The 17045-nt window shown below is 55.6% G+C and carries 12 protein-coding genes; 5 read left to right on the top strand and 7 right to left on the bottom strand.

The annotated features are described in order from the left end of the window. Positions 1–8: 8 nt before the first annotated feature. The 3 genes from hemL to BLR09_RS17655 all read left to right on the top strand — a co-directional run bounded on the left by hemL (position 9) and on the right by BLR09_RS17655 (position 2724). Positions 9–1295: a glutamate-1-semialdehyde 2,1-aminomutase gene (gene hemL / locus BLR09_RS17665; protein WP_093205208.1), complete on the top strand. Its 1287-nt coding sequence runs from the start codon at positions 9–11 to the stop codon at positions 1293–1295. A gap of 129 nt (positions 1296–1424) precedes the next feature. Then, entirely contained in the window at positions 1425–2435 is a 1011-nt protein-coding gene (locus BLR09_RS17660) for a glycosyltransferase family 2 protein (protein WP_093205362.1), read from the top strand. A gap of 1 nt (position 2436) precedes the next feature. Then, positions 2437–2724: a GNAT family N-acetyltransferase gene (locus BLR09_RS17655; protein ID WP_093205205.1), complete on the top strand. Its 288-nt coding sequence runs from the start codon at positions 2437–2439 to the stop codon at positions 2722–2724. Here the strand turns inward: BLR09_RS17655 and BLR09_RS17650 are convergent. The 7 genes from BLR09_RS17650 to hisG form a co-directional block, all read right to left on the bottom strand. Beyond that, entirely contained in the window at positions 2713–3288 is a 576-nt protein-coding gene (locus BLR09_RS17650; RefSeq protein WP_245689946.1) for a C40 family peptidase, read from the bottom strand. The two genes, BLR09_RS17655 and BLR09_RS17650, sit on opposite strands and share 12 nt — an antisense overlap. 77 nt (positions 3289–3365) lie before the next feature. Beyond that, positions 3366–5471 (bottom strand): Tex family protein, encoded by a 2106-nt coding sequence (locus tag BLR09_RS17645; protein ID WP_093205203.1) that lies wholly within the window; start codon positions 5469–5471, stop codon positions 3366–3368. Positions 5472–5518: 47 nt separating this feature from the next. Further along, positions 5519–8818 carry a UvrD-helicase domain-containing protein gene (locus BLR09_RS17640; RefSeq protein WP_093205200.1) on the bottom strand — a complete coding sequence of 1100 codons (3300 nt, stop codon included), beginning with the start codon at positions 8816–8818 and terminating at the stop codon, positions 5519–5521. Between the two features lie 131 nt (positions 8819–8949). Then, on the bottom strand, positions 8950–9483 hold the full coding sequence (locus BLR09_RS17635) for a hypothetical protein (RefSeq protein WP_093205198.1): 534 nt from the start codon (positions 9481–9483) through the stop codon (positions 8950–8952). 113 nt (positions 9484–9596) lie between these two features. Next, positions 9597–10652: a histidinol-phosphate transaminase gene (hisC, locus tag BLR09_RS17630; RefSeq protein WP_093205357.1), complete on the bottom strand. Its 1056-nt coding sequence runs from the start codon at positions 10650–10652 to the stop codon at positions 9597–9599. Positions 10653–10729: 77 nt separating this feature from the next. Further along, complete coding sequence (hisD, locus tag BLR09_RS17625) at positions 10730–12001, bottom strand: histidinol dehydrogenase (protein ID WP_093205354.1); 1272 nt, start codon at positions 11999–12001, stop codon at positions 10730–10732. Positions 12002–12094: 93 nt separating this feature from the next. Beyond that, positions 12095–12952 (bottom strand): ATP phosphoribosyltransferase, encoded by an 858-nt coding sequence (gene hisG, locus BLR09_RS17620; protein ID WP_218126683.1) that lies wholly within the window; start codon positions 12950–12952, stop codon positions 12095–12097. A 249-nt stretch (positions 12953–13201) separates the two neighbouring features. On the opposite strand from hisG, the gene BLR09_RS17615 reads away from it, so the two are divergent. After that, positions 13202–15064, top strand: a complete 1863-nt coding sequence (locus tag BLR09_RS17615; protein ID WP_093205191.1) for a CocE/NonD family hydrolase — start codon at positions 13202–13204, stop codon at positions 15062–15064. 45 nt (positions 15065–15109) lie between these two features. Further along, complete coding sequence (locus BLR09_RS17610) at positions 15110–16957, top strand: CocE/NonD family hydrolase (RefSeq protein ID WP_093205188.1); 1848 nt, start codon at positions 15110–15112, stop codon at positions 16955–16957. Positions 16958–17045 lie beyond the last annotated feature (88 nt).

Below are 17045 nucleotides of genomic sequence, written 5' to 3'. Positions count from 1 at the left end.
TTTCCGTCATGACACAATCCGAACAGCTCTTTCAACAAGCCAGACAAGTCATTCCCGGCGGCGTTAACTCCCCCGTGCGTGCTTTCCGGGCCGTCGGTGGAAACCCCGTTTTTATCAAATCAGCGAAAGGCGCCTACCTCCACGACGAGGACGGCAACCGGTATATCGAACTCATCAATTCCTGGGGACCGATGATCCTCGGGCATGCGCATGAACTGGTCGAGAAGGCCGTTTCTGACGCCATACAGCATTCCTTTTCCTTTGGCGCCCCGACGCGCCGGGAAGTGGAGATGGCTGAACTGATCGTCTCGATGGTCCCCTCTATTGAGAAAGTACGGATGGTCAATTCCGGAACGGAGGCAACGATGTCTGCCATCCGCGTAGCACGGGGCTTCACCGGTCGCGACAAAATCATCAAGTTTGAAGGCTGCTACCACGGCCACGGCGACAGCTTTCTGATCGCCGCCGGCAGCGGCGCCGTGACGATGGGCGTACCGGACAGTCCCGGCGTAACAAAAGGTGTTGCGCAGGATACGCTGACAGCGCCCTACAATGACCTCGAAGCGGTTCGTCGGCTGGCAGAAGCCAACAAAGGACAGATCGCCGCGATTATTCTGGAGGCAGTCGCCGGAAATATGGGTCTGGTTCTTCCTGCCGAAGGATTCATTGAAGGCTTGCGCGCCCTTTGCGATGCCGAAGGTATTGTCCTCATTTTCGACGAGGTTATGACCGGCTTCCGCCTGTCTGCCTCCGGTTTCCAGGGCATTACGAATGTTAAACCCGACCTGACTACCCTCGGCAAGATCATTGGCGGCGGCATGCCTGTCGGTGCTTACGGCGGTCGTGACGACATCATGAACTGCGTATCCCCTGCCGGTCCGGTATACCAGGCCGGTACGCTTTCGGGCAACCCGATTGCGATGGCGGCCGGCTACGCCATGCTGAGCCACCTGAAGGACCACCCCGAAGTATACACGACGCTGGAAGCGACCGGAACCCGGCTCGAAGCCGGTTTGCGCGCGGCAAACGCCAAAGCAGGCAAGCATTACACCATCAACCGGATTGGTTCGATGTACACCCTGTTTTTCAACGAAGGACCGGTCACGGACTTCGAAACGGCGAAAGCCTCCGATCTCAAACTCTTCGGTGCGTATTTCCAGGCCATGCTCAAACGGGGCATTTACCTGGCGCCGTCGCAATTTGAGAGCCTTTTCCTGTCGACCGCGCTCACACCTGAGCATGTCGACGCGATTCTCGCCGCGCACGAACAGAGCCTGGCGGAAATTCTAGCTTAAAAAGCAGTTTTCGGTTTTCAGTTTTTGGTTTTCAGTTGGCTGGCGAACGGATTTGTCAGCCAACTGAAAACAGAAAACCGAAAATTGAAAACCAACAACAGATCTCCGAGCCGGCTTCCCCCTCTCCCCATGCGTCGCTTTTCGATTATTATTCCGGTCTATAACCGGCCCGACGAACTGGCTGAACTCCTCGATTGCCTCACCCGGCAGACGTACACGGCGTTTGACGTGGTTGTGGTAGAGGATGGTTCTTCCGTCCGGGCCGAAGATGTAGCCCGGGGGTATGCTACTTCCCTGTCGCTTCACTATTACGAAAAACCGAACAGCGGACAGGGCTTCGCCCGGAATTATGGCATGGAGCGGGCGTCTGGCGACTGGTTTATCATCCTGGATTCCGATGCGCTCGTCGAGCCGGATTACCTGGCTATCGTGAATCGGGAAATTGACCGGCAGCAACTGGATTTATTCGGCGGACCTGACCGGGATCACCCTTCCTTCACCCCTGTTCAGAAAGCCATCAGCTACTCCATGACTTCCCTGTTTACGACCGGAGGTATCCGCGGAAAGGCCAAAAACGCAGGAGGTACGTTTCACCCCCGGAGCTTCAACATGGGCCTCAGCCGGCAGGTATGGGAGAAAACAGGAGGGTTCCGGATTACGCGGATGGGAGAAGATATTATTTTCAGCATCCAGGCCCTGAAAATGGGTTTCCGAAGCGCGTTGATACCCGAAGCATTCATTTACCACAAACGGCGGACGGCGTTTGATGCCTTTTACCGTCAGCTCCGGTTTTTCGGCCGTGCCCGGATCAACATTACCCGGTATTTTCCGGATACGCTGAAGCTGGTTCATTTTTTTCCGGCGGCTTTTACCGTCTGGCTGTTCAGCTTTCCGGTGCAGGCGTTTGTTTGTCCCCTGCTGTTCCGTTTGTCGGTAGGAGCCTTGCTGCTTTATTGCATCCTGATTTTTGTTGATTCCTGGAAACAGAATAAGAGTATCACCGTGGCCAGCCTGAGCATACAGGCCGTTTTTGTGCAGATGACCGGGTATGGCACCGGCTTTTTGTCGGAAGGATGGAAATACCTTCGCGAACCCAAAGGTACCCGGCAAACGGGTGAACAGATTGAATATCCCTCGTAACATGGACCTTTCTTCCGTTGAGGTCGTCGACAACACGACCGACCGCCAGTTTGAGCTGGCACTCGAAGGCGACATCGCCCTCATCGCCTACCGGCTCGTTGCCGATAACGTGTATGCGCTTGACCATACAGAAGTACCCGAATCCTTTGAAGGCAAGGGAGTTGGGTCTACTTTGGTCGAGAAAACCTTGAAGTTGATCGAAAGCCGAGGCGGGAAGATTATCCCGTACTGCCCCTTTGTCCGTGCCTACCTGCAGCGGCACCCGGACTGGAACCGGCTAGTCCAGTAACCGCGTCGCTTTGATAAATCCGCGCTGCCAGTAGTCGGCAAAGAGGTTATCCTCAATGACACCCCGGCTGCTGGACGCGTGGATGAAGAGTACGTCGGCATCGCCCCGGACTGTCGTCACGATGCCCGTATGGTTGATGCGTGACGCGCCGCCCTTGAAGTCGGTATTGAAGAAGACGAGGTCTCCCGGGCGCAGGTCCCGAACATTGATCACCTCTCCTACTCCGGCCTGTTCTGCCGCCGTCCGCGGCAACTTAAGGCCAATCTGCTTGAAACTTACCTGTACCAGGCCGGAGCAATCCAGGCCTACGCTGGTGCCGCCGCCGGTGCGGTAGTTGGTACCTCCGTAACTCCGCGCGGTATTGATGAGATCGCTCACGGTCTGATTGCCATATCGGACCGCTTTCGGGTTATACTCCGCTTTTTTGGTCATCGGATGATAGGCCTTCGAACCGCCGGCTGCGGCCGTCCGGGCCGGAGGCTTCGTCGTTTTGGCGGGCGTCCGGAATATCTCACACGAGGTCAGCAAAAAGGTCAGTACAACAAGGGTAATCCGAAAGTTCATACGGCGAATGTAAGGGATGGAATCCGAAGGGGTAACGGGAAAAACCGGCGTCCTATTTCACCGGACGCCGGTTTCCCTCAAAATTTCATCGTCAGGGAGATGCGCTTGCGGGCCATGTCTACTTCCAGCACTTTCACCTGTACCTGCTGGTGAAGCTTCACGACTTCGTTCGGATCTTTCACGAATTTACTGGCCAGCTGGGATACGTGTACCAGCCCGTCCTGCTTCACACCCACGTCTACAAACGCGCCGAAAGCGGTGATATTCGTGACGATACCCGGCAGGATCATGCCCTCGCGCAGGTCTTCAGGCTTACGGACGGTTTCCTCGAACCGGAACTCGGAAAGCGGCTCGCGGGGGTCGCGACCGGGTTTTTCCAGTTCGGCGACGATATCCCTCAGCGTTGGCAAACCTGCTGCTTCGGTGACGTAGCGCTGCAATTGTATTTGTTTCCGGGATTCAGGACTACTGATCAGGTCTTTCACTTTGATACCCAGATCTTTAGCCATCTGTTCGACGATACCGTAGCTTTCGGGGTGTACCGCAGAATTGTCCAGCGGATCGCCGGCACCGGGAATCCGGAGAAAACCGGCACACTGTTCGTATGCCTTGGCGCCCAGACGGGGTACTTTCAGCAGTTCCTTCCGGGAGCGAAAAGCGCCTTTTTCCCTGCGGTAGGTGACGATATTCTGCGCCAGCGCCGGCCCCAGGCCCGATACGTAGCTCAGCAGGTGCTTGCTTGCGGTATTCAGGTTGACGCCAACGGCGTTTACACAGCTTTCCACGACTACATCCAGGCTCTTTTTGAGCGATCCCTGGTCGACATCGTGCTGGTACTGCCCCACCCCAATCGATTTCGGGTCGATCTTGACCAGCTCAGCCAGCGGGTCCATCAGCCGGCGGCCAATCGAAACGGCGCCGCGCACGGTGACATCCTTGTCCGGAAACTCCTCCCGCGCAACGTCAGACGCCGAATAAATCGACGCACCCTGCTCCGAAACCATGAAAACAGGTACGGGCAGCGATAATCCCCGGAGAAAATCTTCCGTTTCCCGGCCGGCGGTTCCGTTACCGATGGCGATTGCTTCGACCTTGAACCGGGTCAGCCAGTCGCGCACGACGCGCTCCGCTTCTGCTTTTTTGTCAAACGGGTACAGGACCGTTTCCTGCAACAGGTTCCCCTGTGCGTCGAGGCATACCGTCTTGCAGCCCGTCCGGTAGCCCGGATCCACAGCCAGCACGACTTTCTGCCCGAGGGGAGACGACAGCAACAGTTGCCGCAGGTTTCCCACGAAAACAGTAATCGCCTCTGAATCAGCCTTTTCTTTTGACAGCTTGGCAAATTCATTTTCGATACTCGGTCGAATGAGGCGCTTGTAACTGTCCGTAATGGCGTCTTCAATGAAGGGCTTCGCTTCACTCTGTCCGCGGAGCACCAGCCGATCGATGCGCTCAAGGGCATGGTCTTCGTCCGGCGCTATACCGACCGACAAAAAGCCTTCTTCTTCTCCACGGCGAAGCGCCAGCAGCCGGTGCGAAGGGATCTTGCGGAGTTCCTCCGAAAAGTCGAAGTAGTCCCGGTACTTGGCGCCTTCTGTTTCCTTATTCTTCTTGACTTTGGAGACGACAACCGCCTCTTTTTCAAATACTTTCCGGATCGCGTTCCGGACGTCGGCATTCTCTGAAATCCATTCGGCCATGATATCGCCGGCGCCCTGCAATGCCTCTTCCACGGAAGCAACATCGTCCGAAAGGTACTTCGCCGCTTTGGCTTCGATATCCCGCTCACGCTGCTCGAAAATGAGTTTGGCGAGGGGTTCCAGGCCTTTTTCGGCGGCAATAGTGGCGCGGGTTTTCCGCTTGGGTTTATACGGAAGATAAATGTCTTCGAGCTGCGTCAGTGTGGTCGCTTCCTCAAGCGCCTTTTGAAGGGCCGGCGTAAGCTTACCCTGCTCGCGAATGGATTGGAGGATACTCTCCCGGCGCTTTTCGGTTTCCCGAAACTTCTCGTAGTGGTCTTTTACCGCCTGAATCTGGACTTCGTCAAGGCTTCCGGTGGCTTCCTTCCGGTACCGGGAAATAAAGGGAACTGTAGCGCCTTCGTCGAGCAACTGAATCGTCGCCTGTACCGAGCGTGGCGCCAGGGATAACTGACTGGCAATAAAGGAAGAAGCGGTATTCATGGCATGTATTGGTAACAATGAATCGGTCAAATATAAGGCGGCGGCAGTCAATCTACCCGGATTACCTCGCCGGATTCGAGGTAAACGAGCCAGCATTCGACGGTTCCGTAGCCCATTTGCCGGTACCGCCGTGCATAGGATTTTACCTGATCGCGGTGGCTTTCCCGGGGTTTTCCGGTTTTGTAGTCGAGAATGGCGACGGTTTTGTCGGGACGGATGACGACGCGGTCAGGACGCAGGATCTGCCCGTCCGGCATCAGGATTTCCTGTTCCGACAAAAACTCCGCGGGCAGCTCGAAATAGGGTTTCATTTCGGGATGGCTAAGAATGGTATGGATCGATTCCGTCAGCCGCGATACCTGCTGCTCGTCCAGTAATCCCCGCTTCTTCATCCGGTCGATGACGTCCGGCACATCCGCCGGAACGCGGATTTCCCGCATCGCGGCGTGTGCCTTGTTCCCCCATTCCTTCTGCAAATGAAAGGAATCCAGTTCGGTCAGGCGGTCGGTCTGCCGGCGGAGGCGCATGGAATCGCTGCGGTCGACGGATACCACCTCCGGTACTATCCATTTCGAACCTGAGGTATCCTCCGTTTTCCGCGGCGCGGGCGGCTCTCCCTGGTAAATAATATGCGTACCTTCCCGCGATCCGAGGTATCCCGCAAAAAACTGCCCGACGGTATCTTTCAGGCTGTCGCCCCGCTTGGTCATCCGCGCCTCCATCGATATGTACAGACGTTCGACGGGCCTCGTCAGAGCAACGTACAGCAGGTTCAGATTATCGAGAAACGTCTGTTCGCGTTCGCGCTCATATGCGGGGCCGAGGAAGGTATCGCGGAGTTTGGTTGTCAGCGAAAACGGCGCGGTGCGTAGCCTCCGGGAAGTATCTCCCTCATTCACAGCCAGTTCAGCATATGCTGTCTCTTCCAGATCGCCCCATATTTCGTCCCGGAAACCCGGCGTAAAGCTCCAGTTGGCATACGGCAGCAGTACCACGGGATACTCGAGTCCTTTCGATTTATGGATGGATTGAATGGTAACGGCGTCCTCGCCTTCGGGAGTACTGACGCAGAGGCGGTGCTTCTGCTGCTCCCAGTCGGCGAGCCAGTCGATCAGGCTGCCGCTTTTCCGTCCGACAAAATCCTGCACATAATCCAGAAAGCGGAACAGGTAGGGTAGTTCGGCTTCGTCGTCAAAGAGTCCGAACTGTTCCATCAGCTGCTCGCAGAGGGAATAAAGGTCGAGGCGACGGAGGCGCCCCGGTTGCAGGTCGTGCCCGTGTTTCCGCAGCCAGTCCCAGAATGCCTGCGGCTCATCCGATTCGATCACCCGCCGGATCTCGGCGTTCACCGTTTCATCAGGTACCTGGGCGAGCAGGTTTTTGAGGAAGAGGTAAGCGGCCTCGTACTGCGTCAGGGCCTGGCGCGGAGATTCGAGCAGCCTTAGTAAGGCGACCACGAGGTTGACAGCGCCCGAAGCGCTCACAAGCAGGGAATCGGCCGAGACAATCCGGATTTTATGCCGGAGGGCGTCGGCCAGCTCGCGCGCGTGCCGGTTTTTCCGCGTCAGAATCGCGATATCCCGTGCCTGATACCCCAGGGCGAGGCATTCTTCGATCTGTTGCCAGACGAAGTCAGGCGTAGGCCGGTCTTCCGCCAGAAAATCCACCTGCACATGCCCTCCCGAGCGGGGGTTGTCAGGCGTACGCTGGAAAAAGGTTTCGTAAATCCGTGGCGTGACGGTCCATCCTGCATCCACTTCCTGCGCGAGGATATGGGCGAGAAAGGCGTTGTTGAATTCAACTACTTCCTTTGTACTTCTCCGGTTGAAATCGAGTACACGGGGTTCGAGATGGCCTTTGAGGTGAAGCAGGCGGTCGCCGACGTTCCAGTTGATCTCGTTACCCGCCGGCAGCATCGGCGTCAGGTCTTCCCGGCGGAAAAGGTACACCAGCTGCTCCATTTCCCCGCCGCGAAACCGGTAGATACTTTGCTTCGCGTCACCGACCAGGAGGTTGTAGTATCCGCCGGCTAAACTATTGTCTATCAACGGCATAAAGTTCAGCCATTGAAGCTGCGAAGTATCCTGAAACTCATCGATCAGGATATGGTGGTATTTTTCACCGAGACGTTCGTAGAGAAACGGCACCGGCTCTTCCAGCACAATCCGGAGGATTGACTGGTTGAAACGCGAAATATGGATCTGCCCGGATTGCTCCTCGATGCCGCGTACCTCGTCGGATAATTGCTTGAGCAGCGCCAGTTTGTGCAGGTGGCGGTCGAGTTCGAGGCAAAGAATGTACTTCTCGCGCTCTCCTTCCTGGTGTGTCAGGACACGAAGCGCCGCTTCCCGCAGGGCGTCTTCTATTTCCCGGAAACGCGCCTGAACGGCGGCCGGAGCTTTGGCGCCGATCCAGCCTTTGCCTTCTTCCACGGCTTTGGTAAGGCGTGAAGAAGGCGCGTCTGTCAGCTTTTTCTCCCCATCGGCGATTTTCCGGAGAAAACCTGCCGCGCCGGATGCGCCGTAGGAAAAGTCTTCCACAACCAGCCCGGCGGATTCGAAAATCACGGCAGCCGATTCTCCCAACTCCTTATACGCTTCATCCTGCGTGCGCACATACCCGCGAAGCTGCCGGCGGATGGTCCAGAAGTCGTCTGAAGTAAGCTCGGCCAGTTTATCGAGGGCATCCCGGTGTTTGTCTTCCAGGATCTTGCGCCCTACCTGGCTCAACTCATTTTCGAGGGACTTCCAGCTTTTTCCCTGGTCGGCGAGGTCGCCAACCAGGTCTTCGAGTACGCTGGTCAACTGGCTGAACTCTTCCCTTCCGACCCGCGCCAGCGTATTTTCGACGGCGGCGGCGATGAGTAGGTCTGAATCCAGGTTGACTTCAAAGTTGTAGGGAATGCCCAATTCTTCGGTAAAAGCCGCCACAACACGCTGCGTGAAACTGTCAATCGTCGAAACCGACAGGTTTCCATAATTGTGCAACAGGCGCTGGAAGGTCGCATGAGCGCGGCTTTTCAGTTCCTCTGCCGTCACCGGGACGCCGGGGGTGTCTCCGGCGACTTCCTTCAGCAGGAGCGCCCGGAGGGCTTCCGTCTTTTTCTTTCTTTCGGGGGAAAGGTCGTCAAACCGGCTCAGCGCTTCCAGCGTATCCATGATGCGCTTTTTCATTTCGTGCGCCGCGTCGTTCGTAAACGTGACGGCGAGGATATGCTGGAAATAAAACGGGCTGAAGCGGTAGTTTCCGGCGTCGTCGGGGTAGCTCGACAGTGCCAGGCGTAAAAACTCCTTGGTGAGTGTGAAGGTCTTTCCCGAACCCGCGGAAGCGGCGTAAATCGTAAACATAACAAAGCCTCACGGCCGGTATAGTTGTCCGAAAATACGGATTCCGGCAACGAAACCCGCCCTTTTCGGGCACAAAAAAGGGACGGAAGCCATAGCCTCCGTCCCTTTCCATTATAGCAATACGATGACTGTCAGAAGTTAAACCGCGCGCCTACCCCGCCATGCACGTGGAGAAAGAGCGGTACCGGTATCAGCTCGACATAGAGACCTGCGTCGGCAAAAAGAGACAGCGGAGAATCCGGAACGAAGTACTCGACGCCGGCAACGCCCGTCGCCCCGATACCTGTTTTCTTTTCATAGAGGCCGGCCAGGCGATCCGGGTAGCTGCGCCGGCCGGTGATCATCCCCCCGAAGCCATAGTAGGCCTGTACTTTCTTGCCTTCGGCGTTGGTCCGGAAGAGGTAGTTGACGTTAAGCTCCCAGCCGGTATTCTTGAAGCGGCCCTTTGAACCATACTTCCGGTTTGTTCCCCAGAGCAGGCCATAGGATCCGAAGTTGGCGTCGAGTGCCCTGTTATTAGGCAGGTACATCCGCACGTTGGCGCCGAGAGGCTCTCCGATGCGGAAGCCTACGGCAAATTTCTTGTCGTCCTGGGCAGACGCCTTTCCGGCAGTCAAGATCAGGATGCATACGGCAAACGCGCCGGCAACGGTAGTCATTTTCATGGCAATGGTGATCAGGTGAGAAATATGAGCGAATTAATGACAGTTCGGCGGAAATTACAAGGGCATGGGGCACAGGGTCTATGCCCTCTGCCCCATGCCCTCTGCTCCAAGCCTTATGCCTTCGCAGCAAACGCCGCGAGCAGGTCCGTCAACCGACGGTCTTCTTCCTCCGTACCAATGGAAATCCGAAGGCAGTTTTCGCAATGCATAACCTTCGAACGATCCCGCACAATGACCTTATTTTCAAGCAGGTAGTGAAATACCGCGGCAGAATCCGTGAACTTCACCAGCAGCTGGTTGGAGTCCGACGGGAAAATCGTCTCCACATTCGGCAGCGTCAGCAGCGTCTCGCGAAGGCGTTCGCGGTTCCGGAGTATATCCCGGACCATTTCATTCTTCTTTTCTACGCCGTTCAGCGCCTCGGCAAGAATTGCCTGGGTACTGCTGCTGAGGTTATAGGGCGATTTGATCTTGTTCAGCAGGGCAATGATCTCCTCGCTTGCAAAGCACATTCCTACCCGAAGGCCGGCCAGCCCCCACGCCTTGGAAAACGTCTGAAGTACGACAAGGTTAGGATACCGGTCGAGTTCGCTCAACAGGGTACTTTCCGGCGCGAAGTCGATGTAGGCTTCGTCCACTACCACGATACACGAGGTGGCCTCAACGATGCGGATGATATCTGCCCGGTTGAGTACATTTCCCGACGGGTTATTCGGCGAGCACAACCAGATGATTTTGGTATGGTTGTCGACCGAGTTGAGCACAGCCGGCACATCCAGCTGAAAATCAGCCGTCAGCGGCACTTTTTTGATACCTACATTCTGAATATTGGCCGACACTTCGTACATGCCGTACGTCGGCGGGAGGATCAGGATATGGTCTTCCTTCGGTTCACAGAAAAGGCGGACGAGCAGGTCGATCGGCTCATCGGAGCCGTTACCCAGCAAAATCTGCTGCGGACGAACGCCCTTCAGCGGCGCCAGTTTTTCCTTGATGGCCCATTGATACGGGTCCGGATACCGGTTGTACCTGCCAGCCGATGCCGACCCGAGCGGGTTTTCATTGGCATCGAGAAATACGCCTTCCTTTCCGCTGTATTCGTCCCGCGCCGAAGAATACGGCGTCAGCGACAGCAGGTGAGGCCGGACGAGGGTATTGAGAGAGAACATAGTGTTTTCGGTTTGCGGTTTGCAGTTTACGGTTCCCGTCTCTTTACCAACTGAAAACGGAAAACTGAAAACCGGTATCATCCTTCCAGACTTGCCAGCCTGACCTCCACCGCCCGCTTGTGCGCGGTCAGGGATTCGGCTTCGGCCATGGCCATGATGGCGGGGCCGAGGTTTTTGAGGCCTTCTTCAGAAATGGACTGGACGGTGATCTTTTTCACAAAGCTGTCGAGCGAGACACCGGAGTATGCCCGGGCATAGCCGTTTGTCGGCAGGGTGTGGTTGGTACCGGAGGCGTAGTCGCCCGCCGATTCCGGTGTATAATGACCGAGGAAAATCGAGCCGGCATTGGTGATCTCGTCGACCAGCGCTTCCGCGTCCCGGACAGAGAGAATAAGGTGTTCGGCCGCGTAGGCATTCAGCAGGTCTACGGCCTCTTCCCGGCTGTCGACCAGAATGGCGCGGGAATGCTGAAGCGCCCCGTTGGCGTGCTCTTCACGGGGGAGCTCCCGTACCTGCTTTTCTACTTCTGCGATGGTTTCGGTGAGGATGCGTTCGTCTGTCGATACCAACACTACCTGACTGTCGCGGCCGTGTTCGGCCTGGGAAAGGAGGTCGGCGGCGACAAACGCCGGATGTGCCGTATCATCGGCAAAGACCGCCACTTCGCTGGGACCGGCGGGCATGTCGATTGCAATACCTTCTTTCGCAACCAGCATTTTCGCAGCGGTAACATACTGGTTACCAGGACCAAATATCTTATATACTTGCGGAATACTTTCGGTGCCGTATGCCATCGCCGCAATCGCCTGAGCGCCGCCTACGCGGTATACTTTCGTGACGCCCACCAGTTTGGCTGCGTACAAAATAGCGGGGTGCTGGCTGGGAGAACACAGGACGATTTCGCGGCAGCCGGCGAGCTTCGCCGGAATCCCCAGCATCAGCACCGTGCTGAACAACGGAGCCGTGCCGCCGGGAATGTAGATACCGACCTTCTCGATACCTACCGACTTTCGCCAGCAGGTTACTCCCGGCGTCGTTTCGATCTTTTCGACCGGCTGGCGCTGTGCGGCGTGGAAGGCGGCAATATTGGAATAGGCCTGCTGAATGGCAGCCTTGAGATCGTCAGACAACTGGCGCTCAGCTACTTCGACAAGTTCCATCGGTACGTCGAGCCGGTCCAGCAGGATGTTGTCAAACTGAAGGGCATACTCCCGCAGGGCAGCGTCTCCGCGACTACGCACCTGCTCCAGAATCGGAGCGACCCGTTGCTCTATCTCAGCCATTTGCTGTACTGGCCGCGCCAGCAGCGTATCCCAGGCTGAGGGATCGGGGTATCGGATGAGTTGCATGGGGAAAGTGGTTTTCGGTTTTCGGTTTTCGGTTTTCAGTTTTCGGTTGGGGTTCGGCCTCAACCGAAAACTGAAAACCCTAAACTGAAAACCCTAATAAATCATCTTCTCAATCGGCACCACCAATATCCCTTCCGCGCCGGCGGAGCGGAGGGCGTCGATCTTGTCCCAGAAATCTTCTTCGCTGAGGACAGAATGAACGGCCGACCAGCCCTCCGTTCCGAGGGGAACGATGGTCGGCGACTTCATCCCCGGCAGCAGGCCGATGATTTCGGGCAGGCTGGCGTTCGGGGCGTTGAGGACGATGTATTTGTTATTTTTCGCCGTCTGAACCGCCTGAATGCGGAACAGCAGTTTTGATAGAATCGAGCGCTTGGCGTCTGACAGCTTCTCGCTGCCGATCATAACCGCTTCCGAACGGAAAATCACCTCGACTTCCTTCAGGCCGTTGGCCAGAAGGGTACTGCCGGACGATACGATATCGCACACGGCATGGGCCAGCCCGATGCTCGGGGCAATTTCCACCGAACCGGAGATTTCGTGGATGTCGGCGGTGATGCCGTTTTCTTTCAGGAAGTTACCGAGGATGGTCGGGTAGCTGGTCGCAATGGCTTTGCCCTGCAACTCCTGCACGCCGCCGTAGGATTCTCCGCGGGGAATGGCAATCGAGAGGCGGCATTTCGAGAAGCCGAGCTTCTTGACTACCTCCACATGCCGGCCGGTTTCCACATGGACGTTCTCTCCGACAATACCGATGTCGGCGACACCGTCTTCGACATATCCGGGGATATCATCGTCCCGCAAAAACAGGAACTCGGCCGGAAAATTGTTGGAGGTAGTCTTCAGGCGACCCGTTCCCGAATCAAACTTGATACCACATTCCTTGAACAGATTGAGAGAGTCTTCGCTGAGGCGACCTGACTTTTGAATGGCAATGCGGAGTAAATCCATGAGCAGAGGGTCTCCCCGGAATCGGGTACCGGAGAGTAAAACGATTTGGCGCGCAAAATTAGCCATTCCCTTCGAAAATATCCCGGATAGTCTATTACTTTCAGAGAGTTTTTCGGTTTTCAGTTGTCAGTCTTCGGTTTTCAGTTTTTTATCCCCGGCGCCTCCGCCTGATTTTGTTGCAAACCAGGTAATCTCCCCAACTGAAAACTGTAAACCGAAAACCCAAGGCAAACTCTTCATCTCCCCTGCATGAAACGACTTCTCTCACTCCTCCTGACGGGAATCTGTACCGTCGCCGCCCATGCCCAGGTCGCCTGGGTCAAGGAAAATTTCCAGAAATATGAATACAAAATACCCATGCGAGACGGCGTCAAACTCCACACCGCTGTGTATGTACCGAAAGATGCTTCCGCCCAGCACGCTTATCCCTTCCTGATGCAGCGGACCTGCTATGCGGTTGAACCCTACGGCGAGGACCGATACCCCTCCCGCCTCGGCCCGAATACCTTCCTCATGAAAGACAAGTATATCTTTGTGTATCAGGACGTTCGGGGAAGATACATGAGCGAAGGCACATGGACGAACATGACGCCGCATATCGATAACAAGACCAAACCAACCGATGTCGACGAAGCTTCCGATACCTATGACACCATCGAGTGGCTCGTCAAGAACGTCGCGGGAAACAACGGGCGCGTCGGCCAATGGGGTATCTCCTACCCCGGCTTTTATACGACTGCCAGCTCGCTGAGCAAGCACCCGGCCCTGAAAGCGTCGTCGCCGCAGGCCCCGATTGCGGATTTCTTTTTTGACGACTTCCACCACAACGGTGCGTTTGTCCAGCACTATTTCGGAACGTTTCCGCTGTTTGGGATCCAGACCGGCGGACCGACTGACAAGCACTGGTGGTCGTCCAAAATGCTTTACTATCCGACGCCCGACGGCTTTGAGTTTCACCAGAACCTCGGTCCCCTGAAAAATGGCGACAAGTACTATGCTGATAATTTTTACTGGAAAGAGACCGTTGATCACCCCAACTACGATCCCTTCTGGCAGAAACGGAATATCCTGCCCCACCTGAAAGGCGTCACGTCCAACTACCTGTTTGTAGGCGGCTGGTTCGATGCGGAAGACCTCTATGGTCCGCTGAATTCTTACAAGACGATCGAAAAAAACAACCCGGGAGCGTATAATACCCTGGTAATGGGCCCCTTCGGGCACGGGCGCTGGTCGCAGGAAACCGGCCATACCCTTCACTCCAATATCTATTTCGGAGACAGCATCGCGACCTTTTACCAGAAAAATATCGAGACCGTATTCTTTCAGCATTTTCTGAAAGGAGCGGGCGACGGCAAAACCGGACTGCCGGAGGCCTATCTCTTCGATACCGGCCGGAAAGAATGGAAGAAATTCGATAAGTGGCCGGCTGCCGAAGCGACTAAACTTCGCTTCTACCTCGCGACTGACGGTAAGCTGGCAACAGACAAACCCGCGAAGCCCGGTTCCACTCAATATGTCTCCGATCCGAATAAACCCGTTCCGCACTCGGAAGACTACAAAAGCATGACCGGCTTCACGCCATTCGCCTATATGTCAGAAGATCAGCGGTTTGCAGGCCGACGAACGGATGTACTGACTTTTCAGACCGACGTTCTGACCGAGGACCTCACGCTCGGTGGTGAAATTCTCGCTAAACTTCAGATTGCCACCACGGGCAGCGATGCAGACTTCTTTGTCAAACTCATCGATGTTTATCCCGACAACGAACGCGACCATCCTTACATGCCGAATAAGAACGTATCTCTCGGCGCTTATCAGCAGATGGTCCGCAGTGAAATCATGCGGGCGCGCTTCCGCAAGTCCTTCGAAAAACCCGAAGCACTGAAACCCGGCCAAAAAACGGAAATCGACTTCCGCCTGCAGGACGTGCTGCATACCTTTAAAAAAGGGCATCGGGTGATGATCCAGGTACAGAGTACGGCGTTCCCGCTGTTTGACCGGAACCCGCAGAAATTCGTGCCGAATATTTATAAAGCCGACGCGTCAGACTTCATCAAAGCTACGCAGACGATCTACAACGACTCCGTCATCGAAATCGACCGCCTTCCCTGACACACCGGCCGGCAGTATTCCTGCCGGCCTTTTTCCTTTTCAGCCATGCGACTTTTGTGGATTTGCCTGCTGCCGCTCGCCGCGATAGCACAACCGACTCCGAATCCTTTTATCAAGGACAACTATTCCAAAACCGAAGTGCAGATTCCGATGCGCGACGGAGCGAAGCTCTTTACCGCCGTCTACACGCCAAAGGATGCAGGGCCGGGAAAAACCTATCCGATTCTGATGCAGCGTACGCCGTATTCCTGCCAACCTTACGGGACGGATAACTATCCCCGCCGGTTGGGACCATCGGAATTCATCATGCAGGACAAGTATATTGTTGTCTATCAGGATGTTCGGGGACGATGGATGAGCGAGGGCGTTTTCACCGAAATGACCCCGCATATCGACCAGAAAACAAGCCCGACCCAGACCGACGAAAGCACGGATACGTACGATACGGTCGACTGGCTCGTCAAAAACATCCCGAACAACAACGGTAAAGTCGGGCAGTGGGGCATTTCCTATCCGGGATTCTATGCCTCGGCAGGTACGGTTTCCGGGCACCCGGCGCTGGTAGCCTCCTCTCCGCAGGCGCCGATGGCGGACCTCTGGCGGGACGACAGCTACCACAACGGCGCGTTTATGCTCCCGCATAACTTTCTTTTTTATCCTTTCTTCACGAACCGCACGGACGGTACGCCAACGCAAAAAGGTTCCGGCCGACAGTTTCCCTACAGCACGCAGGATGGATATGATTTCTTCCTGAAACTGGGGCCGTTGAAAAACTCCCAGAAGCCCGAGTTTTATGGCGGAAAAGACCCCTACTGGACCGGTAACCTGGAACATCCGAACTACGATGAGTTCTGGAAATCCCGGAATATCCTCCCGCACCTGAAAGGTATCAGGCATGCCGTGATGATCGTCGGCGGCTGGTACGATGCCGAAGACCTGCACGGTATCTTCAAGACCTATCAGGCCATCGAACAGCAAAATCCGGGTATCTACAATATCCTCGTTGCCGGCCCGTGGACGCATGGCGGCTGGAACGGAGACGGCGACGTACTCGGTAACGTATCGTTTGGCGCCAAAACCGGCCCCTACTACCGGGAGAACATCGAGCGGAAATTCTTTGCATATTTCCTGAAGGGCGAAGGAGATGCCGGTTTTCCGGAGGCGCAGGTATTTGAAACAGGTACCAATCGCTGGCGTTCGTTCGATGCCTGGCCGCCCAAAGAGGCCGTTTCGAAGAACCTGTACCTCACTCCAGGCGGGAAACTGGGTTTTGAAAAACCGGCCGCGGCGGTCGGTTTCGATCAGTACGTTTCCGATCCGAAGAAGCCGGTACCGTTTACACAGACCGTCGCGCTGGGTATGAATTCCGATTACATGGTGGAAGATCAGCGGTTTGCGGCCCGGCGGGAAGATGTACTGACGTTTGTCACGGAGCCGTTGGATACTAACGTAACGCTGACGGGCAGTATCGACGTTCGCTTACGGGTATCCACCAGCGGAACCGATTCCGACTTCATCGTCAAGCTTATTGATGTGTATCCAGGGGATGCGTCAGATAATCCCAACACCGTCAAAAGCACGAAGATGAGCAACTTCTATCAGCTTGTCCGCCATGACGCGATGCGGGGAAAGTTCCGGAAAGACCGTTCGAAACCCGCTCCATTTGTGCCGGATAAGGTTGAAGAGGTACCGTTTGAGCTGATTGACGTCTGCCATACCTTCCAGAAAGGCCACCGGATCGCGGTACAGGTACAGAGTACCATGTTTCCGCTGTTTGATATCAATCCGCAGACGTTCGTGCCTAATATTCACTTTGCGTCGGACACAGATTTCCGGAAAGCTACGCAGCGGGTGTATGCGGGGAGTTATTTGAGTGTGAAGGTATTGCCGTGACAAACAGCTTTTCGAAATATTATCGGCCTGCTTCATGCAGGCTTTTTTGATGACTTATATTTATAAGTATATTTGAGATAAAAGTAAA

Source organism: Siphonobacter aquaeclarae (assembly GCF_900103285.1).
In the GTDB taxonomy this organism is placed as follows: domain Bacteria; phylum Bacteroidota; class Bacteroidia; order Cytophagales; family Spirosomataceae; genus Siphonobacter; species Siphonobacter aquaeclarae.
This window is presented reverse-complemented; position numbering and strand designations above follow the sequence as displayed.

Bases quoted from the DNA above. Each gene is read 5' to 3' on its own strand.
- hemL (WP_093205208.1), top strand. From the start codon at position 9: ATGACACAATCCGAACAGCTCTTTCAACAAGCCAGACAAGTCATTCCC.
- BLR09_RS17660 (WP_093205362.1), top strand. From the start codon at position 1,425: ATGCGTCGCTTTTCGATTATTATTCCGGTCTATAACCGGCCCGACGAA.
- BLR09_RS17655 (WP_093205205.1), top strand. From the start codon at position 2,437: ATGGACCTTTCTTCCGTTGAGGTCGTCGACAACACGACCGACCGCCAG.
- BLR09_RS17650 (WP_245689946.1), bottom strand. From the start codon at position 3,288: ATGAACTTTCGGATTACCCTTGTTGTACTGACCTTTTTGCTGACCTCG.
- BLR09_RS17645 (WP_093205203.1), bottom strand. From the start codon at position 5,471: ATGAATACCGCTTCTTCCTTTATTGCCAGTCAGTTATCCCTGGCGCCA.
- BLR09_RS17640 (WP_093205200.1), bottom strand. From the start codon at position 8,818: ATGTTTACGATTTACGCCGCTTCCGCGGGTTCGGGAAAGACCTTCACA.
- BLR09_RS17635 (WP_093205198.1), bottom strand. From the start codon at position 9,483: ATGAAAATGACTACCGTTGCCGGCGCGTTTGCCGTATGCATCCTGATC.
- hisC (WP_093205357.1), bottom strand. From the start codon at position 10,652: ATGTTCTCTCTCAATACCCTCGTCCGGCCTCACCTGCTGTCGCTGACG.
- hisD (WP_093205354.1), bottom strand. From the start codon at position 12,001: ATGCAACTCATCCGATACCCCGATCCCTCAGCCTGGGATACGCTGCTG.
- hisG (WP_218126683.1), bottom strand. From the start codon at position 12,952: ATGGATTTACTCCGCATTGCCATTCAAAAGTCAGGTCGCCTCAGCGAA.
- BLR09_RS17615 (WP_093205191.1), top strand. From the start codon at position 13,202: ATGAAACGACTTCTCTCACTCCTCCTGACGGGAATCTGTACCGTCGCC.
- BLR09_RS17610 (WP_093205188.1), top strand. From the start codon at position 15,110: ATGCGACTTTTGTGGATTTGCCTGCTGCCGCTCGCCGCGATAGCACAA.